Genomic DNA, 25,597 nt, shown 5'->3' with positions numbered 1-25,597 from the left:
TCTCATTCGTCGAACAGCGGCGAGGTGTAGTCGCGGATGTCCCGGAAGTGGAAGTCCACGACGGTCGAGCTGCCATCTTCATTTCGCGTCAGCACCTCGATCGGCGCTGACAAGGTGCGCACGAGGCACGAGGGATCGCGCTCCAGCACCCCGTAACGCCCGCCCAGTTCGTCGCCGATATGGCGGAACAGGAAATGGCGCTGCTTGGCGCTGTTCCAGCCAAGCCGCCGCACGTTGTACCACTTCTGGAACTGCTGGTTCCGGTGCGGCGTGCGGCAAACGAATTCCGACGGCGCCTCCAGTACCTGCCCCACGACCCTGCGCCCGTCGAACAGCTCGAACTGCGCGTCGCGCACGTTGATCGCGCGCTCCACGTTCAGCCGCCCGTCGCGCAACGCGGCCGACAGACCCGGAAAGAAATCCGCCGTATAGCTCAGCCGGTCCTTGACGATCTTCGGCGCCAGCTGCGCACCGGCCAATTCGTCGCCGTAAATAAATTCGCCCGCAGCAAAGATCAGCGAGGCCGCCGCCGTCACCTGCGGCGCGGCAAACGATGTGCCCTTCTGCCGGGCAAAGCTGTTGCCGGTGACCGTGGTCAGCACGTTTTCCGCCGGCGCGCCGATGTCGAACTTCGGATTGCTGTTCGACCCGGCCGACTGGCTGTGCCACAGGCCCGGGCGGTCCATCTCGCTGTCTAGGCCCACCACCGTTATGACATTGTCCAGGTGGTTCAGGCAGGCCGGCAAGATCGGGCAATTGCCTTCGGACAACTCAAGCCTTTCGTTGCCCGCCGCGGCCACGAACAGCAGGCGACTGCCATGAATGTCCATCGCCTGCTCCATTTCGGTGGGATTGGCCAGCAAGGGCCGAACGCCAAAGCTCAGATTGGCGACGCGTACATCCTGAGGCACATCGATCTGAATCTGCCGGATCAGCGAGAGGATCTGCTGATCGGCCGCCGAATTGCGGTCCAGCGCCATCATCCAGAGCCGCGCATTGGGGTTCAGCCCGACCGTGCCCTTGCCGTTCTGCGGCGACGCGATGACCCCGGCCACCGCCGCCGCGTGATCCGCGTCGCTCATTGCAGCCTGATTGATCTGGTCGCAGCCGTTGATCTCTCCGTTCATCGGTGGGGCGATCTCGGTCCCGTCGGGAGAGTGCAGCACCGGCAGATCGCAATGCCCCGAGGACAAGGGCGCGTCGATCACCACGACATCCACGGGCCGCCCGTAGCTTTCGTCGAGATCCTTCATATCCGCAAAGGGATGATGGATGATCCGGAAAAGGTCGACCTGTTCCCCGACAAAGGGCTCGTCCCGCACGCCTTTCATCTGGATCGCCCCCAGCGGCTGCAGGTTCTCCTTGATTGTCTGCAAGGTCAGATCAGCCGGCGATTGTCGCGTCAGCACCCTGTTCCAGTCCTGAGAATAGGACCCGGCTGCGTTGAAGTCGCGCGGCGTATCCGAAGCCGCGGTATCGGCCCCGCGCAACGCCTGCAGACTTTCGAACAGTTGCGACGTGGTATCGGGCCGCAGCGACAGCGTGGTTTCCAGCTGCAGTCGGGGCACGGTGACCGTGACGCTGCCCGACGGTGCTTTCAGGATACGTGGGTTGAAGCGCGCCACCACCTGTTCGCAGGTCATCTTCCAGGCCGAACAGTCCATGCCCGGCTCGGGCGTGAACGCGTCCGATGTCCAGCCGGCCGGCGCCGGAACGCGGGTCAGCGTGGTTACGGACCGGAACTCGTAATCCGGGATCGTCACCTCCTCTCCGCCCTGCAGGCGCCAGGCGCCCCGGCTGCTCTTGAACCCGCCGACATGGGCCACGGGGTCATTCAGCTCCCGGCTCGACACCGGCACGCGCACGCGGCGGCACAGGTCGGGATTCAGATCACAAAGCATTGCATCCAGCGTCATCGGGAAATGCGCCCCATGCATCACGCCCTGATCGCGCAACAGGTCCTCCACATAAGGCGGCGGCGTGCCGATCTCCTCCTGGCGCACAGTGAGATTGCCGGAATTGTACAGCGTCAGATAAAGCTGTTCGATCTCGACCGCCAACTCAATCGCATTGGTCGCGCGCGAACGCCACACGACCGAGGTTTCCGGCACCGCGATCTCTGCCGCAACCGATGTCGCCGCCAAGATCGCGGCCAGGGTCAGTGCTTTGCAATCCATGATCTGATCTCCTGTCCTGGCTCCCCACTCAAGGCTGCGTGGATGTCACCGTGACGCTGAATTCTCCGGCCTCGTAGCCATGCACCGCCACCGAGACGAGCGAGCGCCCCGCAGGCACTTCGAAATCGCAGGTCTCGTCGGCGCCGGCAGTGTAGGGCCGGCAATCATAGCTCGACACCAGCGCCGGCCCGTCCAGTTTGACATAGAGGTCCGGATCGCCGCTGCCGGTCATTTCCGCGCGGAACCGCGATCCCGGCACGACCGGCGCCTGCATCACCATCTGCATCGCGCCCTGGGCGATCTGGAACGGCCCGAAGCTTTCGATGACGGGCACCGGTGCGCCACCGGCAGGCATGCAGATCGACGTGTCGATCTGGAACCCGGTCGCCGCGCCGTAAAGGCAGGCGACCCCGCTCTTGTCCATGGCCGTCAACGTCAGGGACCAGTCGCCCATCCCGTTGCATTGCGGATAATGCATGACCGAGAAGGCGTCGTAATCCGTCACCCCGCGCCAGTCGCTATCTTCGAAACAGACCCCGGCCTCGGGGCGGGTGTGTTCGTGCCGACCGCCGACAGTATGGCCCAGCTCGTGCCGCAGGATGCCGCGCAGGGTCAGGTTGCCGTTCGGGTCCAGCTGGAAGGACGATGGGTCGATCACCACGCTGCGGTCCGATCGCGGATCGTTAGGAAAGAAGGCCGCAGCCAGGAACTGCCCGCCCGCGTTGACCGGGCGCACGTCGAACATCACCCGGTCGTTGCCGTTGTTACAGTCATCATCCTCCGCCGCGACGTAGATGAAGTCGATGTCCGCGACGGCTTCCCAGGCGGCAATGGCGGCTTGCATGTCCCCCACCACCAGCGCGTGACGGCTGCCGAAGGCATGGCTCACGCAATAGGTCAGCCGGTGCCTGTCGGCAACGCTCCAGATCTGGTCCAGCCCGCCGACACTCATCACGGTGAATTCCGGCGTTCCGTCTTCGCCCTGCGGCGGTTCGCTGCGCACGTTCTGTTCCCAGAATTCGCGTAACAGCTTTTCGTTGCGGATCGGCGTATCGCCGTTGACGTAATACTTGCCGGTTTCCTCGACATAGAGCGTCTGGTCCCGGAACGCCTCGAAGCTCAACTCGGCCGAGGCCTCCCGCGCCGCGCGGGCAAGGCGCTCCAACTCGCGCGCGCCCTCTGCGGGGTCGACGGGCTGCGCCAAGGCCGGCGCCGCAAGGGCGATGCAGAAAACAAGAGGAACAAGGCGTTTCATGGCAGTCAAATCCTTCTGTGCTTGTTGAAAAACGGTGGTGCGAAACCTCGTGTCACTGGTTGAATATGTCCTGGTAGATGGGATGCTCGGCATAAACGAAGGCCATCCGCCTGCGCTGCTTGCCCTCACGGTCCAGCCCCAGGTAACGCGCGGCATTGCCGCCCATCACCTTCTCGGTCTGCGCCTCGTCCAGCCCCAGCTCAGCCAGCGCGGCAAGCACCCCGGCAAGGTAGGCTGGGTGCCCCGGTTCGCGCCCAAGCATTGACCAATCCGACCCGTACATCATTCGCTCGCCCATCAGCGGCGAGCGATTCAGCAGCGCGCGGGTCCGTGCCAGCACCCGCGCCCGCTCGTCGCCCTCGGTTTGGCTCGCCTCGGACCAGTAGCCGAGGTCGAAATAGAGATTTGGGAACTCCCCAACCATCTCGGCCAGGGTTTCTTCCCAATCCCCCTGCGAGGTGAACTGCCCGCGCGGCGCGGTCTCGTCGAAGCCGCCGAAATGGGCCAGGTTCAGCTGCAGATCTGCGAACCGCGGATCACGCATCAAAACCTGCCAGCCCGCCGGATCGGCAAAGCGGCCCGTATTCGGTCCCGCCGCGATCGAATTGTTAGCATGGGCCTTCAGGGGCACCTCGTGCTCGATGCACCACAGGTACAGGGCCTCCAGTTCGCGATCGAGCGCTGCTGCCCCTCCGCGCGGCTTACGCGGCACCCAGTCCAGTTTGCCGTCGTTGCCGATCGGACGGAACCCCATCGGCGGGTACAGCTTGACCCCAAGAAAACCCAGCTCCAGAACTGCGCGCTTCACATTGCGCAGCGGGTCCAACTGCGGGTCGTCCTCACGCTCCAACGCCGCGCGCAGCGGGCAGAAGGGTGCGAAAGGCAACACCAACGCATCGGTGTAACGGCGCACAATCGCCGCAACCAGCTCGATCTGGTCCTCGACCGGGGTCACCGTCTCCTCGGTCATGAACCAAGCGCCGAAATCCACCAGCGAGGGCGAGAAGATCCGGATCAGGCCCGGCCCGCCGTAAAGCCGGTCCAGCTCGGCCAGGATATCCAGCCTCGGCCGCGTCAGAAGCCCAGCCCAGCGGATCGTTTGCATGAAGGGTGAGCGGTGGACATAGTCCCGCTCCTCACCCACCGCCAGCTTATCGGCCCGGCTGGTCTGATAGATGCGGTCGGCCAGCGCCGTCCCCTGGGCCTGCGGTGTCTGCAACCCGCTGCGCAGCTCCGGCGCGCCGACCTCGACGGCGATGCGATCGAGAATGGCTTTCTCGGCTGGTCCGGATGTACTCAGCCCCGCCGTCGCGCGCCCGGTCTCTCCGGCAAACCGGGCGATCCCGGCGGCTACGTTCTCCTGGTCCCGCGCCCGGATAGTTTCCGGCGGGATCGGCGACACCTGCCCGCCCATATCATCCAGCTCCGCACGCGCTGTTGGCGTGTTGATCAGCAGGATGAATTTCAGCAGCTTCAGGAAGGCGTCCGACACTATATCCTGATCCACCGGCGTGTGCGGGTCCCGGATGATCGTCTGCTTTAGGAAGCCGACCACGGGCACGTCGCGCCCATTGAAGAAATGCGTATGGATGTCGATTGCCGTACGGCTCACCTCCGGCTGAAAAAAGCGCCGTAAACGGCCGCAGCCCGACAGACCTGTGGCCGTGAAGGTCCCCGCCAGTCCTACGATAAGATCGCGTCGTCCAATCATGCCGCCGCTTTCCTTGTTTTTTTGACGCCAGCCAGCGCCGCGCCTCAAAGGCGCCGGCTGTTCAGGTCACTCAAGCAACCAGCGCGGACCGTATTGGTTTCTCGATCGAGGCGATGGTCGAGGTGTCGGGCATCCGCAGAAATGGAAATAGGATCACGAGAAATGCTCCTTCTTCACGTCAAGACTAGCAAAAAGAATCATCGCCAAATCGATTCTACCATAGCATGAATGACCTTCGGGCGCCCGCGCGAAGATAGACACCGCGGGAAATCCAAAGCTTTTTGCGCACCTTGGCGTCGCTGCAGAATGGATTGACGCCAGGTTTGGTGAAGCTGCACCGCGGCAATCACCTCGCCGGTGAGCGGTCAGGTTGGGCCAGCCTCTCATTGGCATTGCCAGCTTTTTTCGGGTCGCACCCGCTTGAGCATCGCGGAACACCCGGTCGATTGGGCTCAGAGCCGTAATGCGCCGTCGCCGACGCCAATTGGCGCGTATTTGAATCACCTGCTTAGGCTCCTGGCGGTCAGGCGATATTTCAGCATCTGTCCTGGCATCCTCCGAGGAGCCGATGTTGCGGACGACCCATGGCCGCCGTCCATCATCTATGTCCGATGCTGCGGCGCGGCCCGTCAGAGGAAACATTCGCTGCACGCGCAGAATCTGGCGCCTGGTGGAGGTCTCCATCGCGAGACAAGCAAGGAGCCTGGCCACACCGAGCAGTACCGTGGCGTGGTCGCAGCTCGGATCTTTGCCGGGGCACAGACAACATTCCACGCGAGGCAAGTTCGACAGGAACTTGGAAAACCTGTGGGAAAAAGTCGGGTTTCCTCTTTACGGCTTTCTTTGCTGTAGTAAGGTCGGGTCAAGAGCGCGATGCCGGTCACGGCGCGACGCTCGCTTACAACAAGGAGAATGAAATGCAATTCAAGAAAATGATTGCCGTCTCGATAGCTGCGCTGATGGTCACCGGCCCTGCAACGGCCGAAAACGTCCTGCGTTGGACCAGCCAGGGTGACGCGCTCACCATGGACCCACACTCGCAGAACGAAGGCCCAACGATCGCGATGAACGGCCAGATCTATGAATCGCTGGTCACCCGCGACGCCGATCTCGTGCTGCAGCCCGAGCTGGCAGAAAGCTGGGAAGCCGGCCCCGATGGCTGGACCTTCAAGCTGCGCCAGGGCGTGAAATTCCATGACGGATCGGATTTCACCGCCGAGGACGTGGTGTTTTCCTTTGAACGCGCCAATCACGAGGCCTCGGACTACAAGGAGCAGGCCAAGAACGTCACCAGCGTCGAGGTGATCGACGATCATACCGTCAAGCTGATGACCGATGGCCCCAACCCGATCCTGCCAAACCAGCTGACCTCGATCTACATGATGGACAAGGGTTGGGCCGAGGCCAATAACGTGACCGCGCCGCAGGACTTCAAGGCCAAGGAAGAAACCTTTGCCGTGCGCAACGCCAACGGCACCGGCCCGTTCACACTGGTCAGCCGCGCGCCCGACGAGATGACGGTGCTCGCCCGTAACCCCAACTGGTGGGGCGAAGGCAAGTTCCCCGGCAATATCGACAAGATCGAGTACCGCCCGATCACCAATGCCGCCACCCGCGTCGCGGCGCTGTTGTCAGGAGAGGTCGATTTCGTGCTTGATCCGCCGCTGCAGGACCTCAAACGTATCGAGGGTGCCGATGGGCTTAGCGTAAAAACGGTGGCGCAGATCCGCTCGATCTTCTTTGGCATGGACCAGGGCGTCGACAAGTTGCGTACCTCTGATGTGGACGGCAACCCGTTCAAGGACACGCGGGTGCGCGAGGCCTTCAACCTTGCCATCGACAAGGACGCAATCCAGCGTGTCGTGATGGAGGGCCTGTCCTTCCCGACCGGCATGATCACCCCGCCGGGCGTGCTGGGCAATACGCCGGAAAACGACCCGTCCTACGGCTTCGACCCGGCAAAAGCCAAGGCGCTTCTGGCCGAGGCGGGATACCCGGACGGGTTCTCGATCCGGCTCGATTGCCCGAACAACCGCTACAACAACGACGAGAAGATCTGTCAGGCGGCGGTGGCGATGCTGGCCAAGATCGGCGTCAAGGTGAATCTCGACGCGATCCCGAAAGCACAGCACTTCCCCAAGATCCAGAACCGGGAATCCGACTTCTACATGCTGGGCTGGGGCGTGCCGACACTGGACAGCCACTATGTGTTCTCGTACCTCCTGGACGGAGAGGGGTCGTGGAACGCGACGGGCTACAACAACCCCCGCGTGAACGAGATCACCAAGGCGATCACCACGGAAATCGATATCGAAAAGCGCACCGCCATGATTGATGAGGCCTGGGAACAGGTGAAGGCGGATATGCCCTATGTGCCGATCCACCACCAGGTTCTGGCCTGGGGGATCGCCGACAATGTCGACATCCAGATCGCGGCGGATGACGCCTTCCGGCCGCGCTTTGCAGTCATGAAATAAGCAAAACCCCGGGGCGGGCCTTGGTCCCGCCCCGGGTCTGACCGGGGCTTTCATGCTATTCTTCATCCTCAAGCGGCTTGCACAGTCTGTGCTTGTGATGGCCATCGTTTCGGCGGTCAGTTTCTCGCTGTTCAACTTTGTCGGCGACCCGGTCAACAACATGGTCGGCCAGGATGCCACGCGCGAACAGCGCATCGAGATCCGTCAGCAGCTGGGCCTCGATGATCCGATCCTGACCCAGTACACGCGGTTCCTCGGAAACATGATGCGCGGCGATTTCGGCCTCAGTTACCGGATCAAACGACCGGTGGACGAATTGATACTCGAACGTCTTCCAGCAACGTTGGAACTGGTTTTCGTCAGTGCGATCATTGCTTTGTTCGTCGGGATCACTCTGGGCATCTACACCGGAATTCGGCGAAAATCCTGGATCAGCCGGTCGATCCTGTCGGTCTCGCTTGTCGGGGTCAGCCTGCCGACTTTCATAATCGGTATCGCGCTGATCTATGTTTTCGCCGTTCACCTCCGCTGGTTGCCTTCGTCCGGACGCAGCGGCACCATCGAATTCGGCTGGTGGAAAACCTCGCTTCTGACCGTGGATGGCTGGCGCGCGATCATTCTGCCAGCGATCACCCTGTCGCTGTTCCAGCTCACCCTGATCCTGCGGCTGGTGCGGGCCGAGATGCTCGAGGTGATGCAGACCGATTTCATCAAGTTCGCCCGGGCGCGGGGCCTGTCGGAACGCGCCATCAACTTTCGCCACGCGCTGCGCAACACCCTTGTGCCGGTGATCACCATCATCGGGCTGAATATCGGCGGATTGATCGCCTTTTCGGTGATCACCGAAACGGTGTTCCAGTGGCCCGGAACCGGGCTGATGTTCATTCAGGCGGTCGATTTCGTCGATGTGCCGATCATGGCGGCCTATCTGGTGTTCGTCGCGCTGCTTTTCGTTCTGATCAACCTGATCGTCGACATTCTCTATTTCATCGTCGATCCGCGCATCCGGCTGGGGGAGTGACGATGCAACAAGACCGCCCGATGACCCGCTGGGAGCGGTTCAAGGACAACGACATCGTCTGGTCCTTCCTGCATTCGCCCGGTGCCATCGTTGCTGCGACGATCACGCTAATCGCCATTCTGGCCTGTGTGTTCGCACCGCTGATCGCGCCGTTCGACCCGTTCGATCCGGCGCAAATCTCGCTCTGGGACGGCAAGCTGCCTCCGGCCTGGATTGACGGCGGGCAGCCGCAATACCTGCTTGGCACCGACAACCAGGGCCGCGACATGCTGTCAACAATCCTCTATGGTGGTCGGTTGTCGATCCTCGTCGGGCTGGCGGCAGTCTGTCTTGGCATGGTGCTGGGTGTGACACTGGGTGTGATCTCGGGCTATGTCGGCGGGGTGACAGACGCGGTGATCATGCGTATCGCAGACGTACAGCTGACCATTCCCGGCATCCTTTTGGCCATCCTGATCAACGGGATCGGACGCGCTGCCCTGCCGCTGGAGCTGCGCGAAGAATTCGCCATTTACGTGGTCATCATCGCCATCGGCCTGACCGACTGGCCGCAGTTCGCCCGCGTGACGCGCGGGGCGACGATGGTCGAGGCCAACAAGGAATATGTTCAGGCCGCCCGCATCATCGGCTTGCCCGGTTGGATGATCATGCTGCGCCATATCCTGCCCAACACGCTGCGCCCGGTCTTGGTGATTGCCACCATCGGCCTGGCGCTGGCGATCATCGCCGAGGCGACCCTGTCCTTCCTCGGCCAAGGCATTCCGCCGACCACCCCGTCGCTGGGCACGCTGATCCGGGTGGGTAACGAATACCTGTTCTCGGGGCTGTGGTGGATCACCTTCTTCCCGGCCATCGCACTGGTGGTGCTTGTCTTTGCCGTCAACCTTCTGGGCGATTGGATGCGCGACGCGCTCAATCCGAAACTACGATGACAGACCTTCTGCAAATCAGCGGCCTCGATGTCGATTTCCCCACCCGTCGCGGCACGGTTCATGCCGCGCGCGGTGTCAGCCTGACGGTCCAACCGGGCGAGGTTGTCGGACTGGTCGGTGAATCCGGTGCCGGAAAATCCACCATCGGTAATGCCATCATCGACCTGCTGGAAGCGCCGGGGCGGGTGAGTGCCGGGTCGATCCTGTTCGAAGGCGAGGAATTGCGCGGACGCAGCGAAGCCGAAATGCGCCGCGTCCGAGGTGACCGGATCGGAATGATTTTCCAGGATCCGCAGACATCGCTCAACCCGCTGATGACGATCGGGGCGCAGCTGGTCGAGACCATCGAAAAGACCAGTGACCTGCGTGGTTCCAGGGCCGAAGAGCGGGCCATCGAACTCTTGGAACAGGTCGGCATCACCGAGGCCAAGGCGCGTCTACGCGCCTATCCGCACCAGTTTTCGGGCGGCATGCGGCAGCGCGTGGTGATCGCGCTGGCGCTGGCGGGGGACCCGGACCTGATCATCGCCGACGAACCAACCACCGCGTTGGATGTGTCGATCCAGGCCCAAATTCTGGATCTGATCAAAAGGCTTTGCCGCGAGCGCGACCTTGGAGTGATCATCGTCACGCACGATATTGGCGTCATCGCAAATATCGCCGACCGCGTCGCGGTGATGTATCGCGGCGAAGTGGTGGAAACCGGCGATGTGGCGCAAATCCTCGGCGCGCCCAAGCATGAATACACCAAATCCCTGATCGCCGCCGTGCCCCGCGCCGACCGCAAGCTCGAGCGGTTCTCCTCGGTCGACTACATCGAGGGCGGCAACAAGCCGTTTGAACGGATCGATATTCAGACCCACTGGCTGGGCGCGTCACGGGACAATCGCGGCACGGGCAAGGCGATCGAGGTCGAGAACCTCGACCTGTCCTTCGTGCTGCAAAAGGCGGTGCTGAAACGTAATCGCAAGATGTTGCAGGCGGTGGACAATGTTTCGTTCACCGTGACCGAAGGTCAAACCTTTGGCCTTGTCGGCGAATCCGGGTCGGGAAAATCGACCGTGGCGCGGCTGATCGCCGGGCTCTACCGGCCCGATGCCGGGACAATCCGGGTGCTGGGGCAGGATGTGTCTACGCGCCCGAACAGTGCAGCGGCCCGCGAAGCCCGCCGAGCGTTGCAGATGATTTTCCAGGATCCCTATTCCTCGCTCAATGCGCGGATGCGGGTGATGGATATCGTGGCCGAGCCGATCCGGTTCTATCGTCTGACCGAGAACGAGGCCGAGACCCGACGCATCGTGGGCGATCTGCTGAACCATGTCGGACTTGGCGCGCAGGCCGCCCTGCGCTATCCGCATGAGTTTTCCGGTGGTCAACGGCAGCGAATTTCCATCGCCCGGGCCCTGGCCTCGCGCCCGCGCATCCTGATCTGTGACGAACCAACCTCCGCGCTTGACGTATCGGTTCAAGCCACGATCCTCAACCTTCTGAAAGACTTACAGCAGGAGCTTGGCCTGACCATGCTGTTCATCAGCCACGACCTGCCGGTCGTGCGCCAGATGTGCGACCAGATCGCGGTGATGCGGCACGGACAACTCTGCGAGGTTGCCGATGCCGAGACGTTGTTCAAGACGCCTCGGCATGAATACTCGCGCCACCTTTTGGAGCTCATGCCAAGCATGGAACTGCTTGGAGAGGCATAGTGTTCCGGCGGATAGGGTCTGGTACAAGGGCTGTCGCCTTCAGCCCTTGTGCCGCTGTTCGAAACCTGGCGCCACGCAGACCCGGACCTGATCCGGGACCTCGTTTTTTTCCGGGTATCAAAGACCCTGGATCAGGTTCGGGGTCGCGGATCGCGGGTCACGGGTCAAGGTCAGCACCACTCATCCAACCTGTCACCCTTGAAAACCCTGGCCGGCATCCGCGCCCAGATCCCAATAGAGCCCGGCCATCAGGCCCAGGGCCTGTCGTGCCACCGGGATCAGCATATGTTCGTCTGGGGCATGCTGATTGCAGCCGCCATAGGAGTGCGGGATCCAGATTGTCGGCAACCCCAGCGCATCCATGAAGACATGATTGGGCAGTGAGCCGCCAAGGTTGGGCGCGAGGTGCGGTGCCTTTCCGGTCGTTCGCTGTAGCGAGTCAACGACACGCTTGACCCAGGGATTGTTCGGGTCGGACCGGGTGGCCGGGAAGTATCCGCTCTCTTGCTGTTCGACCCGCACCTGATCGAACCCTTCGGCATCGAGATGGCGTCGCAGTGCCGGCAGAATGTCATCGGCGTCGGTCCCAGTGACAAACCGAAGCTGGCAGGTCGCACGCGCCGTCCCGGAAATTGCATTGACCGGGGCCGCGGGATTGCCGCTTTCCATGGCGAGCACGGCAAAGGAATTCCAACCGTAGACGCGTTCTTGCGGAGTCAGCTCTTGTTCTCCCCACTCCGGATCGACCTGCGGCCCGACCGGCAAGGGCAGCCTCGCAAGAACGGCGCGAATATCCGGCGTCAGGCTGGTCGGGCGCCATTCCGGCACCCGTATCTGTCCGTGCGGGTCGGTGATCGTGGCCAGCGCCTGAGCCAGAATTATTGCTGGATCGGCCAAAAGCCCGCCCCAGTTTCCCGAATGATGGGCACCGTCGCGCAGTTCGACGGTCAGATTGAAGTTCACCGCCCCCCGCGCGCCAAGAAACACCAGAGGCACGTCCGTCGACATCCGCGGCCCGTCTGACGCGATCAGCAGGTCCGCCGCCAGTAGATCGCGGTTCCCGGTGCAGAACTCTTCAAGGCCGGGCGAACCGGTTTCCTCGCCCATCTCGATGAGCCATGTCGCATTGAAGCCAAGTCGCCCACGCGCCGCAAGCACGCATTCGAGCGCGAGCAGGTTGATCAGATGCTGGCCCTTGTTGTCAGCCGTGCCTCGCCCATAGAGCCGGTCGCCTTCTTGCCGAAGCTCGAATGGCTTGCGGTTCTCACCCCATTCGTCGTCCTGTCCCCGGGTGACGTCGCCATGCCCGTAGCCAAGGATCGTGGGCAAGCCCGGATCCTCAACACGCCGCGCCAGTAGGAGCGGATTGCCCTGCGGGTTGGAATGTATCGTGCAGGAAAACCCGGCTTCGGTCAGACGCGGAACCAGCATCTCTTCGAGATAGGATCGCATTTCGTCGCGTCGCTGCGGGTTCTGACTCTCCGTCGGGCGGGAAACGAGCTTGGCCAATTCTGAAGCGAAACGGCCTTCGTCGACCAGAGCCTGCGCTGAAGTGACGACCTCTGAACGTTGGGACATAGCGCTCTTTTTCCTCTTCTGTTTGTTTTCACGTTATGGGCTTAATTTCGGCGCGGATTTCGGTTGCCACCTTTTTAGGGGTTGGTGTGGCCAAGGCCACTTTACATCTGAAAACGGCCATTCCACCCACGGTTCGCAAATGTCCAGATTTGACTGCATGCCCAGTCAATGCGCAACCAGCCAAAGGCCGCTTTCTCCCGCGACACAGTCATTGACGTTACAACTTCGCGGCACGCCGCATGAGCGGCTGCTTTCACAGCTGCACCGCGGCTTCACTTCTCTCGGCTTTGCGGGGACGGAAATGCCGCGAGTGCAGATACGGTTCTTTCAGCACTTTCGCCTTGGGCTCAAACTTGCCGCTCGCTGCAGGCTGGACTCTGTTCAGCAAGGAACCTGCAATCGCCAGTCATCGATCCCGACCCGGCTGACTGGTTCGCTCTGCGACACTCCCTCTTGCATCGAATCAAAGTATTCCGTATTTGGAATGTTAGTTCGCAACTCCCCGGGGAGTTGCCCCACGCAAAAGGACTGAACTTATGACCGTATCCCAAGCCGTCATGGCCTTCGCAGGCTTCATGGTAATCCTGTCGGTGCTGCTCACCGTCTTCGTGCACCCGCTTTTTGTCTGGCTCACCGTCTTCGTCGGCGCCAATCTGTTCCAGACCGCCTTCACCGGCCTCTGCCCCGCAGCCTGGGCCTTCCGCAAGATGGGCTTTAAACCGGCCTGATCGCCGGGTACCACCTATGAATTGCCCGCCCGGGCCTGCCCATGCTATCGTTTGGTTAACAACGAGGCAGAGCAGGCCCGCAGATGACCGCACTCAGCGCATATGACCGGCTGGAAGCGACCGGCCTGTGGCGGGCCACGCCCGATGACCAGCGCCGCGAGGTCATCGTCTCGATCGGCGAGGCGACGCTGACCATTTCCGACCTCAACGACCGGGCGCTGGCGCATTGGTCGATCCCTGCCGTGGCCCGGGCCAATCCTGGCATCCTGCCCGCGATCTTCCACCCCGACGGCGACCCCGGCGAAACCCTCGAGCTTGCCAACAACGAAGCCGAGATGATCGAGGCGATCGAGAAACTGCGCACCGCCGTCGAACGCGCCCGCCCCCACCCCGGGCGCCTGCGCCTCGTCACACTGGCGCTGTCCTTCGCAGCCGTTGCGGCACTCTGCGTCTTCTGGCTGCCCGGCGCGCTGCTCGATCACGCCGTGTCGGTCGTCCCCCAGGTCAAGCGCCAGGAGATTGGCGAGGCCCTGCTGGCCAATATCCGCCGGGTTGCCGGTCGCCCCTGCGACGAGGCTCAGGCCCTGCCGGCACTCGACCGGCTTTCGGACCGGTTGCCCTCGCCGCAAGGTCCGGCGCGGCTCGTCGCCCTGCGCGGCGGCGTGACCGAGGCCGGCCACCTGCCAGGCGGCATTATCCTGCTCGGCCGGGCCCTGTTCGAGGACTACGAGGAACCCGATGTTGCCGCCGGCTATGTCATCGCCGAACATCTGCGCGCCGAGCTTGAAGACCCGCTGCACCGTCTGCTGTCGCAGACCGGCCTCGCCGCCACCATCCGTCTGCTGACCACCGGCAGTCTCACCGACGCCCAGCTTCAGGCCTATTCCGAGACGCTGCTCACCGCCACGCCGGTGGCGCTCGACGACGAAACCCTGCTGGCGGGCTTCAAGGCCTGGTCGGTGCGCTCGACCCCGTATGCCTATGCGCGCGACATCACCGGGGAAACCACGCTCGGCCTGATCGAGGCTGACCCTTTCGCCGCCACGCCGCCCGATCCGCTGGTCTCCGACGCCGACTGGCTCCGGCTACAGAACATCTGTGGCGGCTGACCCGAAACGCCACGCCAACCGGGCATTTTCATCAGGCAAGAGCAGCACGTCCGCTTTCTTTCTTGGCTGAAATACTCAATTCCACCGCCGCCCGCGGGTCCCACTTCCGACCGGCGGCGCTCACCGCCCCAAAAGCGGCAGAAGCAGGGTAAACAGCTCAGCCTGCGAGGAGATGCTGCATTTGCGGTAAAGCTGTTTGCGAAACACCTTCACCGTCTGTGGGCTGATCCCCAGGCGCAGCCCGATCGACACCGAGGAGTGCCCCCGCAGAATGAGCAGCGCCACCTCCGCCTGCCGCACCGACAGCTTGACCCCGTGCGTCGCCGCCAGTGCCGCGATCAATCGTTCGGTCACCTCGGCCTCGGAATAAACCCCCTGGTCCGCCAGGTCGGCCCACTGCCGCACCGCCAGCGCCCCGACGACCGGCGCCAGCTGCCGCGCCCGGGCGATGTCGCGGGCCGCGAAACGCGTGTTCGAGGTGGTGTCCCGGCCGAGGCAGACATGCAGCGAAACGCCCGGCGCCGGATAGGCGACGAAAGCCATCTCATCGACCATGGTAGTGTTGGCGTAATAGTCGAGGAAGTAAGGATTGCGGTGGAACTGGTCCGGGGCGATCTCGCTCAGCCGGTAGACCCCGGGCGCCGCCTGACTGGTGTGCAGATCATGAAACGGATCGAGCAGATAGGCCCCACCGAGATAGACCCGGTCGAAATTCTCGTGCACCTGTCGCTGCGCCGCCTCGGCGAAAAGCGCCACCGGCGCCCGGCCCTGGAAATAGGCCAGGATGGTGAGGTTGTCATGCGGCAGTTCTGCTCGCAGCCATTGACCCAGCGCCGGCGGGAATCCGTCGCCCTCCAGCGACCCAATCGTCTGGGCCAGCCGCGCCTCTGCCTCTTGATTGGGCATCTCTGCATACCTCTCTGGGGGTATATACCCCCCGGATTCCCCGTCTTAACCTGAATAGGCCATTTCAGGGGGTATTCAAAGGCTTTGCAGGGGGACAGCGTGGCCGAAGACCAGGGCGACATTGCCGTCGACATCGATCATGTGACCAAACGCTATGGCGATTTCACCGCGCTGGCGGATGTGTCCCTGGCGATCCGTTCGAATGAGTTCTTTACGCTTCTGGGCCCCTCGGGCTGCGGCAAGACCACGCTTCTGCGCTGCATCGCAGGGTTCGAAGACATCACCCTGGGCGCCATCCGTCTCTACGGCGACAACATAGTTGATTTGCCCCCGAACAAGCGCCCGGTGAACACCGTGTTCCAGCAATACGCGCTGTTCCCCCATATGGACGTGACCCGCAACGTCATGTTCGGCCTTCTGCGCCTCGGCCAGTCCGAGGCGGCGGCCCGCAAGCGCGCCGGAGAGGTGCTCGATCTCGTGCAACTCACCCAGTTCGCCGACCGCCTGCCCGCCCAGCTCTCCGGCGGCCAGCAGCAGCGCGTCGCCTTGGCCCGCGCCCTGGCGCCGAACCCCAAGGTGCTGCTACTGGACGAGCCGCTCTCGGCCCTTGATCTCAAGCTGCGGCAGGCGGTGCGGCTCGAGTTGCAGCAGATCCAGCAGGAAACCGGCATCACCTTCATCTTCGTCACCCACGATCAGGAAGAAGCGCTGACCATGTCCGACCGAATCGCAGTGATCTCGGACGGCCGGCTGCAGCAGATCGGCACGGCGCGCGACATCTATGAGGAGCCCGACAACAAGTTCGTGGCCGATTTCATTGGTGAGACCAACCTGATCGACGTCACCGTCGCCGGCATCGACAACGGTCAGGCCACCTGCACCCTGCCCGGTGGCAATCATTTCACCTGTCCCGCCGCCCAGGGCGCGCATTCCGGCCGCGGCCACCTGTCGGTGCGGCCCGAACGGGTCTCGCTCTCCGACCCGGCGCAAGGGCTTTTGACCGGCACGGTGTCGCGGCTGATCTATCTCGGCACCGACATGCATGTCGATATCACGCTTACCGATGGCGAGGTGGTCACCGCCCGGGTCCAGAACTCGGCCGGGACTCGCATCCCCGCCATGGGCGAAACCATCGGTCTCAACTTCGAGGCGGGCGCCGCGCGCCTGCTGATCGACTGATGGCCGGGCTGGGACCGACCGGGGGCCGCGCCGCCCGCACCTATGCCGGCCGCGGACCGCTGCTGATCCTGCCGGCCTGGGTGATCATCGGCATCTTCCTTGTCCTGCCGATCCTGATCATGGCCACCTATTCCTTCCTCACCAAGGAGTTCCGTGGCGGCGTGATCTGGGAGCCGACACTGGCCGCCTATGACCAGTTCTTCTTTGATCGCGGCCTGTTCGGAGACGAGCAGCCCAAGATCGAATGGACCTACATCCTGATCTTCTGGCGCTCGATCTGGCAGGCGGGGCTGGCCACGCTTTTGTGCCTGCTGATCGGCTTTCCCACCGCCTGGTTCATCGCCACCCGGCCCGCCCACAGCCGAACGGTCTGGCTGTTCCTGATCACCGTGCCCTATTGGGTCAACCTGCTGATCCGCACGATCTCGATGAAATTCCTGATCCGCGACAACGGCCCGATGAACCAGTGGCTGCTGAACGCCGGGCTGATCGACGAGCCGATCCACATCATCAACACCAACCTCGCAGTGCAGCTCGGCCTGTTTTACTCCTACCTGCCCTTCATGGTGCTGCCGATATATGCCGCGGTCGAGCGCTACAATTTCGCGCTCTCCGAGGCCGCCGCCGATCTCTACGCCTCGCGCTGGGTGACGCTGACGCAGGTAATCATCCCGGTCGTCAAACCCGGCATCATCGCTGGCTGCATTCTTGTCTTCGTGCCGAGTCTCGGCGCCTTCCTCGCCCCCGACCTGCTCGGCGGGGCCAAGAACTTCATGATCGGCAGCCTGATCGAGGAACAGTTCAAGGGCGCCGCCGGCAACTGGCCCTTCGGCGCGGCAGCGGCGATGATCCTGCTGAGCATGGTGCTGATCGTGCTCATCGTCTACGCCCGCAACCAGGATCGGGAGAGCGCCTGATGGCCCGCAAACCCGACCTCCGCCGCTTCCCGGGCTTCCTGGCCGTGACTCTGCTCTGCCTGTTTCTGCTCTACGCGCCGCTCGTCATCGTTGCGATCTATTCCTTCAACGATTCCCCGTCGATCACCCTGTGGGGCGGCGTTTCTCTGCGCTGGTACGAAGACGTCTTCTGGGGCCTCGAGGCGGACAAGTTCAAGCGGGCCGCGATCAACTCGCTGACCATCGCCGCCGCCGCCGCCACCACCGCCACCGTCATCGCCACCATGGCGGCCACCGCCATGCTGCGCGCCGGCCAGTTTCGCGGCCGCAGTTTCAGCTTCGGCCTGATCTCGCTGCCGCTGATGGTGCCCGAGATCGTGACCGCCGTCGCCACGCTGATCTTCTTTTCCGCCATCGGTTTTCAGACCGGCATCCTGTCGATCCTGATCGCCCATATCGTCTTCTGCATCCCGTTTGCCTACCTGCCCATTGCCGCCCGGATGGAGGGCATCGAGGATGTCTATGAACAGGCCGCGCAGGATCTCTATGCCACCAAATGGCAGGCCTTCCGCCTTATCCTGCTGCCGCTGATGACCCCCGGCATCGTCTCGGGGTTCCTCTTGGCCTTCATCATCTCGCTCGACGATTTCATTATCACCAACTTCGTCAAGGGTGCGGGGGTCGAGACGCTCCCCACCGCGATCTTCGGCGCCGTGAAACAGGGGATCAAACCCAATATCATGGCGATCTCGACGCTGTTGTTGATGGTCTCGATCACCTTCGTGACGCTGTCCTATTTCGCCGGCCGCATGGGCCAAAACCGCAAATCCAACCCAACAGGAGAGACATAAATGAAAACTCTGAAAACGGCTGCCTCCGCGCTTGCCCTGTCGCTGATGGCCTCGGTCGCCACCGCCGAAGGCAAGCTCTCGATCTACCACTGGTTCGAGTATATCCCACAGGAACTGCTCGACAAATTCGCAGCGGAATACGATGTCGAGGTCACGCTGGACACCTACGACTCCAACGAGGCCCTGCTCGCCGCTTTGAAAGCTGGCAAGCTCGGCCAGTATGACGTGGCGGTGCCCGGCGACTACATGGTCGAAATCCTCGGCAACGAAGGCATGCTCGACACCTTCACCGACGACGAAATGCCGAACAAAGGCAACATCCTGCCGCAATGGGCGGATGTCAGCTTCGATCCCGGCCGCAAAAGCTCGATCCCCTACCAGTGGGGCTCGACCTCGTTCTCGGTCAACCGCGATGTCTATTCCGGCAACATCCAGACCACCGACATCATCTTCAATCCGCCGGAAGAGCTGAAAGGCAAGATCAACGTGCTCGACACCGCGGGCGAAACCCTGACTTTCGCCTCGCTGCACCTCGGTATCCCGCAATGTTCGACCGACCGTGAGCAATTGAAAGCCCTCAATGACCTGGTACAGAACGCCAAGGCCAACTGGGCCAGTTTCGGCTCGGACGTGGCCAAGGATGTACTGGTTTCGGGTGACGCCGCCGCGGGCATGATCTGGAATGGCTTCGGCATGAAGGCCCGCGAGGAAGGCGCCAACATCGAATACGCCTATCCCGATCAGGGTTACATCGTCTGGATGGACAATGTCGTTCTCCTGAAGGATGCGCCCAACCGCGACAACGCGCTGAAGTTCATGAACTTCCTGCTCGAACCCGAAAACGCCGCTGCGGTGACCAACTATGCCCGCTACACCGCCGGCGTGGCCGGGGTCGAGCCCTTCCTCGACGAGGCACTTAAGACCGCGCCCGAGCTCAACCCGCCCGCGGGCGGCAACCCCCAGTTCGTGCAGGCCTGCCCGGAAGAGGTGCAGAAGGTCTATGACACGATCTGGACCAACCTGAAGAAGTAAGACGAAAAGGAGGGACGGCCATGAAACTGGCGCTCTATCAGGGCCCACCGATCCAGGGCGATATCGAGGAGGGCTTCGCGCGCATCGAGGCCCAACTCGGCGCCGCGGCTCTGTCCGGTGCGCGCATGGCCGTCTTCCCCGAGCTTTTCCTGCCGGGCTACAACCAACCCGGGCTGCACGCGTCCCTGTCCCAACCGCTGGGCGGCGCTTGGTGCGACCGTCTCGGCCAACTGGCCGAGACGGCGCGATGCGGCCTGACCATCGGCTGGGCCGAGCGCGATGGCGATCAGGTCTATAACGCCGCCACGGCCTTCGGCCCCGATGGGGCAATCCTCGGCCATTACCGCAAAATCCAGCTCTTCGGCCCGATGGAACAGCAAAGCTTCGCCTTCGGCAACGGCTACACCCTGTTCGACTACCAAGGCCACAAAACGGCGTTGATGATCTGCTACGACGTCGAATTCGCCCACCACGTCAAGGCTTTGGCCGACCAGGGCGTCACGCTCATCCTCGTGCCCACCGCCAACCCCGCCGGGTTCGAACATGTCTCGACCGCGATCGTCCCCTCACGCGCCTCGGAACACGTCCTGACCATCGCCTACGCTAATTTCTGCGGTAGCGAAAATGGCCTGGGCTTCGGCGGCCATTCGGTGATCGTGGGGCCGGACGCCCGGGCGCTGGCTGCCGCCAGCACGACCGAAACTCTGCTCGTCACCGACATCGCCAAAACCTACGACCCGGCACTTCTGTCAACCCAAAGCACCGACTACCGCGAAGTCACACCATGACCTGCTCGGCGCAATCGTTTTCCGCGGCCCCGAATTCAGGCGCGCGCCACATTTTTTCAGGGAGAGAAATCACATGAACAAGATGACCACCGACGACATCCTGACCGCGGACACCCATCTGATCCAGTCCTTCGCCAATCTCCATGCACTGAAACAGGACGGCGCCCGCACCGCCATCGTCGCGGCTGAGGGTGCCCACGTCACCGACAGCGAAGGCAACCGCATGATCGACGGCATCGGCGGGCTCTGGTGCGTTAACGTCGGCCACGGCCGGCCCGAGATCATCGACGCCATCACCGAACAACTGAAGACTCTCGACTACTACTCGACATTCTACAATTTCACCCATCCCGCTGCCGCGGCACTGGCCGAGAAGGTGGCAAGCCTTGCGCCCGGACGGCTCAACAATGTCTATTTCGGCAATTCAGGTTCGGTCGCCAACGATACTGCCGTGCGCGTCCTGCACCACTACAACAACCTTCGCGGCAAACCGCAGAAAAAGCACATACTCAGCCGTATGGGGGCCTATCACGGCTCGACCCACATGGCGATGGCCTTGACCACGCCACAATACGCCGAGGGCTGGGGCGCGGTCGAAGGGCTGGTGACCCACCTGCGCGCACCACACAAATATCGCGAGGCGCCCGATCTCAGTGACGAGGACTTCCTGGCAGAACTTGAAAAAGACATGCTCGATGCCATCCACCGCATCGGCGCCGACAACATCTGCGCGTTCTTCGCCGAGCCGATCCAGGGCGCCGGTGGCGTCATCACCGCGCCGCCGGGCTATCACAAGCGGATGCATGAAATCACCCGCGAACACGACATCGCCTATGTCGCCGACGAGGTCGTCACCGCCTGGGGCCGGCTGGGCCACATGTTTTCCAGTCAGGACGTCTACGACTACACGCCCGACATCATCACCACCGCCAAGGGGCTGACCTCGGGCTATCAGCCGCTGTCGGCCACCATAATCTCGGACGAAATTCACGAGGTCATCTCCGGTCCCGATGCGATGTTCCTGCACGGGATGACCTATTCCGGCCACCCGGCGGCGGCCGCCGCCGGGCTTGCAAATATCGCCATCCTCGAGCGCGAGAACATCCCCGAACGGGTGCGCACCACTGGTAAGCGGTTCGAGTCGAACCTGCGCGGGTTGATCGACATGAATATGGTCGGCGAGGTCCGTGGCTCGCATTTCATGATCGGTATCGAGTTCGTGAAGAACAAGGACACCCGCGAAGAATTCGCCGCCGATGCCATGATCGGCCTCGCCGTCTCGCGCGCGTGCCAGGAACGTGGCCTGATTGCCCGGGCGCTGGGCAATATCCTGATCTTGTCGCCGACCCTGATCATGGACGAACCGATGATCGATGACATCGGAGCCATCCTGCGAGAAAGCATCGAGACGGTGAGTGACGGGCTCGGGATCTGACTGACGCGGCGACCCGGGAACTGTTGGCCCGGAGCGGTCATACCCGAACAGCATTGAGGCGTGCATACGTCAAGCCCTCCCGTGGGGGAGGAGGTCGGGCTTGGCGCCTGCGCGCCGGGCGGTGCGAGGCATGAACGTTTCGCGACACTTCAAACGGCAGTTCCTGCCCAATACCCGGCGCCGCCTGCCCCACCCGCGAAACCCGCTTCTCCGAACCGGCATCCGCAACCACCGCGCGCCCGGTCAACCCGAACCTTACCGCAACCTTGCCCCACCGCGCGCCAGACGATGTGCCAGCCAGCCTGCCAGCCGGGTTGCCATACTCCGCTTATTCGTCGAAAAATTGCGTTAACCGCGCGGGACGGTGGCTTCACGATCCGGCAAGCCCTGCGAATTCGAAAAGCCCGTCGCGGCGGGTGCGCGATCCCATTTTCTACTGGAACCCGCCGCCTGCCTGCGCCATCTCTAGGGACGTAACCGCAGAGGACAGACCATGGACCGCGCCCAGATCGTGCATGACAATTTCCTGCGCCGCGTGGCTGCGAACGACCTTCCTCCGGGCTCACCGCCCGCGCCCGGCCTCACCGCACCCGAAGCGGTGTCGCTCTACCGCGCCCAGTGCCTTTCCCGCGCGCTCGACTTGACTTCGCGCGCCATGCAGAAGGCCGGCACCGGCTTCTATACCATCGGCTCCTCGGGCCACGAAGGCATGGCCGCGGTGGCGCATGCCCTGCGTCCGACCGACATCGCCTTCCTGCACTACCGCGATGCCGCCTTCCAGATCGCCCGCGCCGACCAGGTGCCGGGTCAGAATATCGCCTGGGACATGGCTCTTTCCTTCGCCTGCTCATCCGAGGATCCGACCTCGGGTGGCCGCCACAAGGTGCTGGGATCGAAAGAGCTTTTCATTCCGCCGCAGACCTCGACCATCGCGTCGCACCTGCCCAAGGCGGTCGGGGCGGCCTTCTCGCTGGGCCTGGCCAAGCGCAACCCGCCGGATCATCGCAGCCTGCCCGAAGACGGCATCGCAATGGCCTCGTTCGGCGATGCCTCGCTCAACCATTCCACCGCCCAAGGCGCGCTCAACACCGCCGGTTGGACCGCCGTGCAGCACACTCCGCTGCCGCTGCTGTTCGTCTGCGAGGACAACGGCATCGGCATCTCGGTCAAAACGCCGGACGGCTGGGTCGAGGCTTCGATGCGCCATCGCCCCGGACTGGAATACTTCGCCGCCAGCGGGCTCGACCTGTTCGAGACCTACGCCGTGGCGCGGCAGGCCGCCGATTACGTCCGCAGCCGCCGCAGACCCGCGTTCCTGCACCTGAAGACAGTGCGGCTCTACGGCCACGCCGGCGCCGACATGCCTACGACCTACCTGTCCAAGGCCGAGGTCGAAGCGGACGAGGCCAATGATCCGCTGCTGCATTCCGTGCGCCTGCTTAACGATTTCGGAGCGCTTTCCCCGGACAATGCCCTCGCGATCTACCAGGAAACCCTGACCCGCACCAACGCCATCGCCGCCGAAGCGGTCAAACGCCCCCACCTCCATACGGCTGCGGATGTCATGGCCTCGCTGATTCCGCCAGAACAGAACTGTACGCCGACGAATGGACCAGACCCGCAGGCTCGCGCCGCGCTGTTCGGCGCCGATCTCAAGATGGCGGAGGAGCCACAACCGATGGCGCGGCAGATCAACCTCGCGCTCCACGACCTGATGCTCGAGCACAACGAAATAGTAGCGATGGGCGAGGATGTCGGCCGCAAGGGCGGCGTCTACGGCGTGACGCAGAAATTGCAGTCGCGGTTCGGCCCCGACCGGGTAATCGATACGCTGCTGGACGAACAATCCATCCTCGGCCTCGCCATCGGCCTCGCCCATAACGGCTTTGTTCCGATCCCAGAGATCCAGTTCCTCGCCTATCTCCACAATGCTGAGGACCAGCTCCGCGGCGAAGCTGCCACCCTGCCGTTTTTCTCCAACGGCCAGTTCACCAACCCAATGGTGGTGCGCATCGCCGGGCTTGGTTATCAGAAAGGCTTCGGCGGGCACTTCCACAACGACAACTCGCTCGCCGTGCTGCGCGATATTCCCGGTCTCATCCTTGCTTGCCCCTCGACTGGCCCCGACGCCGCGATGATGCTGCGCGAGTGCGTCCGTCTGGCGCGCGAGGAGCACCGCGTCGTCGTCTTTCTCGAACCCATCGCCCTTTACCCGATGCGCGACCTGTATGCGGAAAAGGACGCGGGCTGGCTGGCGCCCTATCCCGCCCCCGATCGGCGTATCGGCCTCGGTGAAATCGGTCAGCATGGTAAGGGAACGGACCTGGCCATCGTGACCTATGGCAACGGCCATTACTTGTCGCGGCAGGCGCAGAAAGCTCTTTCAGAACAGGGCATTGACACCCGCGTCATCGACATCCGCTGGCTCGCGCCCCTGCCGGAGGACACCATTCTCGCCGCCGCGGCAGACTGCAAGGCGGTGCTGATCGTCGACGAATGCCGCGCCCGTGGCAATCTCTCGGAAGAACTGATGACTTTGTTCGCCAGCCGCTCGTCGGTCCTGGCAGACCGCCTCGCCGCCGAGATGAGCTTCATCGCCACTGGCCCCGCCTATGCTGCCACGATGCCCTCGGCCGACACGATCGCGGCAGCCGCGAAAGCCCTCGTGGAGCGCAGCAAATGACCCGCCGTGCCGTGCTCGTCTGCCCCGGGAGGGGCACCTACACCAAGACCGAACTCGGCTATCTCGCGCGACACCACGCAGGTCACCCCTGGCTGGCCGATTTCGACGCCGCCCGCGTCGCCGCGGGTCAGGAGACGGTCACGGCGCTCGACAGCGCCGCCCGCTATTCCGTGGCCACCTATTCCCGCGGCGACGTCGCCTCACCGCTGATCTACGCCAGCGCGCTGCTCGACGCGCAGGCTCTGGCCGAGGACATCGAGATCGTCGCTGTCACTGGCAATTCCATGGGCTGGTATATCGCCCTTGCCGCCGCCGGGGCCGTGTCTCCGAAGCATGGCTTCACCCTCGTCAACACCATGGGCCGCCTGATGCAGGAACACCTGATCGGCGGCCAGGTCGTCTATCCGCACACCGGTGAGGACTGGCGCCCCGACCCCGCCCGCAAGGCCGAATTGTTGGCACTTGCCGCCGAAGTCGATACCCGCGAGGGCCACCTTCTCAGACTCTCGATCGATTTAGGCGGGTTGTTGGTTCTGGCCGGCAACGAAGCCGGGCTCGCGGCCTTCGAGGCCGCGGTCCCGCCCGCCCAGTCCCGTTTCCCGATGCGGCTGGCCAACCACGCCGCCTTCCATACCGCGCTCCAGAAGCCGGTGGCCGAGGAGGCCCGCGAAACCCTGACATCAGATTTCTTTTCGCAACCGGTCTTGCCGCTGATCGACGGTCGCGGCGCAATCTGGTGGCCACATGCCTGCGATACCGACCGGCTGCACGCCTACACGCTCGGGCATCAGGTGACCGAAGCCTACGACTTCACCCGCGCCATCCAGGTGGCCGCGCGCGAATTCGCCCCCGACCTTTTCATCCTCACCGGCCCCGGCGACACGCTGGGCGGCGCCGTGGCGCAATCGCTCATCCAGGGGGGCTGGCGCGGCATGACCGGTAAAGCCGATTTCCAGCGGCTGACCGCGCAAACCCCGATGATTCTGTCAATGGGTCGGGAAGATCAGCGCCGTCTCGCGACCGATCCGGCCTGACCGCCGTCTTGGACCTTCCGGATCAAGTTGGGCGCGGGGCTTGCCATTGTCCCCCGACTCGTCCCAAGCTGCGGTCAGGGCGCCCAGCGCCACGCCAAGCAC

The 25,597-nt window shown here is 63.2% G+C and carries 19 protein-coding genes; 14 read left to right on the top strand and 5 right to left on the bottom strand.

Annotated elements, in window-relative coordinates:
* Positions 1 to 2: 2 nt before the first annotated feature.
* From NO357_RS12970 to NO357_RS12960, 3 genes are read right to left on the bottom strand one after another with little or no spacing between them, the layout of a single operon-like run.
* A complete protein-coding gene (locus NO357_RS12970) occupies positions 3 to 2,177 on the bottom strand; it encodes a S8 family peptidase (RefSeq protein ID WP_306736097.1) in 2,175 nt (724 codons plus the stop codon).
* 28 nt (positions 2,178 to 2,205) lie between these two features.
* A complete protein-coding gene (locus NO357_RS12965) occupies positions 2,206 to 3,432 on the bottom strand; it encodes a matrixin family metalloprotease (RefSeq protein WP_306736095.1) in 1,227 nt (408 codons plus the stop codon).
* Positions 3,433 to 3,484: 52 nt separating this feature from the next.
* Entirely contained in the window at positions 3,485 to 5,044 is a 1,560-nt protein-coding gene (locus tag NO357_RS12960; protein WP_306736094.1) for an amidohydrolase family protein, read from the bottom strand.
* Between the two features lie 1,016 nt (positions 5,045 to 6,060).
* On the opposite strand from NO357_RS12960, the gene NO357_RS12955 reads away from it, so the two are divergent.
* Genes NO357_RS12955 through NO357_RS12940 form a run of 4 tightly spaced genes read left to right on the top strand, consistent with a single transcriptional unit; the run spans position 6,061 to position 11,276 of the window.
* Positions 6,061 to 7,620 carry an ABC transporter substrate-binding protein gene (locus NO357_RS12955; RefSeq protein ID WP_306736093.1) on the top strand — a complete coding sequence of 520 codons (1,560 nt, stop codon included), beginning with the start codon at positions 6,061 to 6,063 and terminating at the stop codon, positions 7,618 to 7,620.
* Between the two features lie 52 nt (positions 7,621 to 7,672).
* On the top strand, positions 7,673 to 8,641 hold the full coding sequence (locus tag NO357_RS12950) for an ABC transporter permease (protein WP_306736092.1): 969 nt from the start codon (positions 7,673 to 7,675) through the stop codon (positions 8,639 to 8,641).
* Between the two features lie 2 nt (positions 8,642 to 8,643).
* Positions 8,644 to 9,573, top strand: coding sequence for an ABC transporter permease (locus NO357_RS12945; protein ID WP_306736091.1), 930 nt, complete (start codon positions 8,644 to 8,646; stop codon positions 9,571 to 9,573).
* A complete protein-coding gene (locus tag NO357_RS12940) occupies positions 9,570 to 11,276 on the top strand; it encodes a dipeptide ABC transporter ATP-binding protein (protein ID WP_306736090.1) in 1,707 nt (568 codons plus the stop codon). Before NO357_RS12945 ends, NO357_RS12940 begins: the two co-directional genes overlap by 4 nt.
* Before the next feature lie 192 nt (positions 11,277 to 11,468).
* Here the strand turns inward: NO357_RS12940 and NO357_RS12935 are convergent, their stop codons facing one another.
* On the bottom strand, positions 11,469 to 12,854 hold the full coding sequence (locus tag NO357_RS12935; protein WP_306736089.1) for a M20 family metallopeptidase: 1,386 nt from the start codon (positions 12,852 to 12,854) through the stop codon (positions 11,469 to 11,471).
* A gap of 536 nt (positions 12,855 to 13,390) precedes the next feature.
* Here NO357_RS12935 and NO357_RS12930 point away from each other — a divergent pair.
* Positions 13,391 to 13,582, top strand: coding sequence for a YgaP family membrane protein (locus tag NO357_RS12930; protein WP_306736088.1), 192 nt, complete (start codon positions 13,391 to 13,393; stop codon positions 13,580 to 13,582).
* An 83-nt stretch (positions 13,583 to 13,665) separates the two neighbouring features.
* Positions 13,666 to 14,691 carry a hypothetical protein gene (locus tag NO357_RS12925; RefSeq protein WP_306736087.1) on the top strand — a complete coding sequence of 342 codons (1,026 nt, stop codon included), beginning with the start codon at positions 13,666 to 13,668 and terminating at the stop codon, positions 14,689 to 14,691.
* Positions 14,692 to 14,811: 120 nt separating this feature from the next.
* Here the strand turns inward: NO357_RS12925 and NO357_RS12920 are convergent, their stop codons facing one another.
* On the bottom strand, positions 14,812 to 15,597 hold the full coding sequence (locus NO357_RS12920) for a helix-turn-helix transcriptional regulator (RefSeq protein ID WP_306736086.1): 786 nt from the start codon (positions 15,595 to 15,597) through the stop codon (positions 14,812 to 14,814).
* Between the two features lie 99 nt (positions 15,598 to 15,696).
* Between NO357_RS12920 and NO357_RS12915 the strand changes: the two genes are divergently transcribed.
* The 8 genes from NO357_RS12915 to NO357_RS12880 all read left to right on the top strand — a co-directional run bounded on the left by NO357_RS12915 (position 15,697) and on the right by NO357_RS12880 (position 25,495).
* A complete protein-coding gene (locus tag NO357_RS12915) occupies positions 15,697 to 16,776 on the top strand; it encodes an ABC transporter ATP-binding protein (protein ID WP_306736085.1) in 1,080 nt (359 codons plus the stop codon).
* Complete coding sequence (locus NO357_RS12910; protein WP_306736084.1) at positions 16,776 to 17,693, top strand: ABC transporter permease; 918 nt, start codon at positions 16,776 to 16,778, stop codon at positions 17,691 to 17,693. Before NO357_RS12915 ends, NO357_RS12910 begins: the two co-directional genes overlap by 1 nt.
* Positions 17,693 to 18,523, top strand: coding sequence for an ABC transporter permease (locus NO357_RS12905; RefSeq protein ID WP_306736083.1), 831 nt, complete (start codon positions 17,693 to 17,695; stop codon positions 18,521 to 18,523). Before NO357_RS12910 ends, NO357_RS12905 begins: the two co-directional genes overlap by 1 nt.
* Positions 18,524 to 19,555 (top strand): extracellular solute-binding protein, encoded by a 1,032-nt coding sequence (locus NO357_RS12900; protein ID WP_306736082.1) that lies wholly within the window; start codon positions 18,524 to 18,526, stop codon positions 19,553 to 19,555.
* A gap of 20 nt (positions 19,556 to 19,575) precedes the next feature.
* Positions 19,576 to 20,343, top strand: a complete 768-nt coding sequence (locus NO357_RS12895) for a carbon-nitrogen hydrolase family protein (RefSeq protein ID WP_306736081.1) — start codon at positions 19,576 to 19,578, stop codon at positions 20,341 to 20,343.
* 73 nt (positions 20,344 to 20,416) lie between these two features.
* Positions 20,417 to 21,778 (top strand): aminotransferase class III-fold pyridoxal phosphate-dependent enzyme, encoded by a 1,362-nt coding sequence (locus tag NO357_RS12890; protein ID WP_306736080.1) that lies wholly within the window; start codon positions 20,417 to 20,419, stop codon positions 21,776 to 21,778.
* Positions 21,779 to 22,271: 493 nt separating this feature from the next.
* Positions 22,272 to 24,461: a thiamine pyrophosphate-dependent enzyme gene (locus NO357_RS12885; RefSeq protein WP_306736079.1), complete on the top strand. Its 2,190-nt coding sequence runs from the start codon at positions 22,272 to 22,274 to the stop codon at positions 24,459 to 24,461.
* Complete coding sequence (locus NO357_RS12880; RefSeq protein WP_306736078.1) at positions 24,458 to 25,495, top strand: ACP S-malonyltransferase; 1,038 nt, start codon at positions 24,458 to 24,460, stop codon at positions 25,493 to 25,495. The genes NO357_RS12885 and NO357_RS12880 overlap by 4 nt, the downstream gene beginning before the upstream one ends.
* The last annotated feature ends 102 nt before the right edge of the window (positions 25,496 to 25,597 follow it).

Source organism: Marimonas arenosa, from assembly GCF_030848945.1.
In the GTDB taxonomy this organism is placed as follows: Bacteria; Pseudomonadota; Alphaproteobacteria; order Rhodobacterales; family Rhodobacteraceae; genus Marimonas; species Marimonas arenosa.
This window is presented reverse-complemented; position numbering and strand designations above follow the sequence as displayed.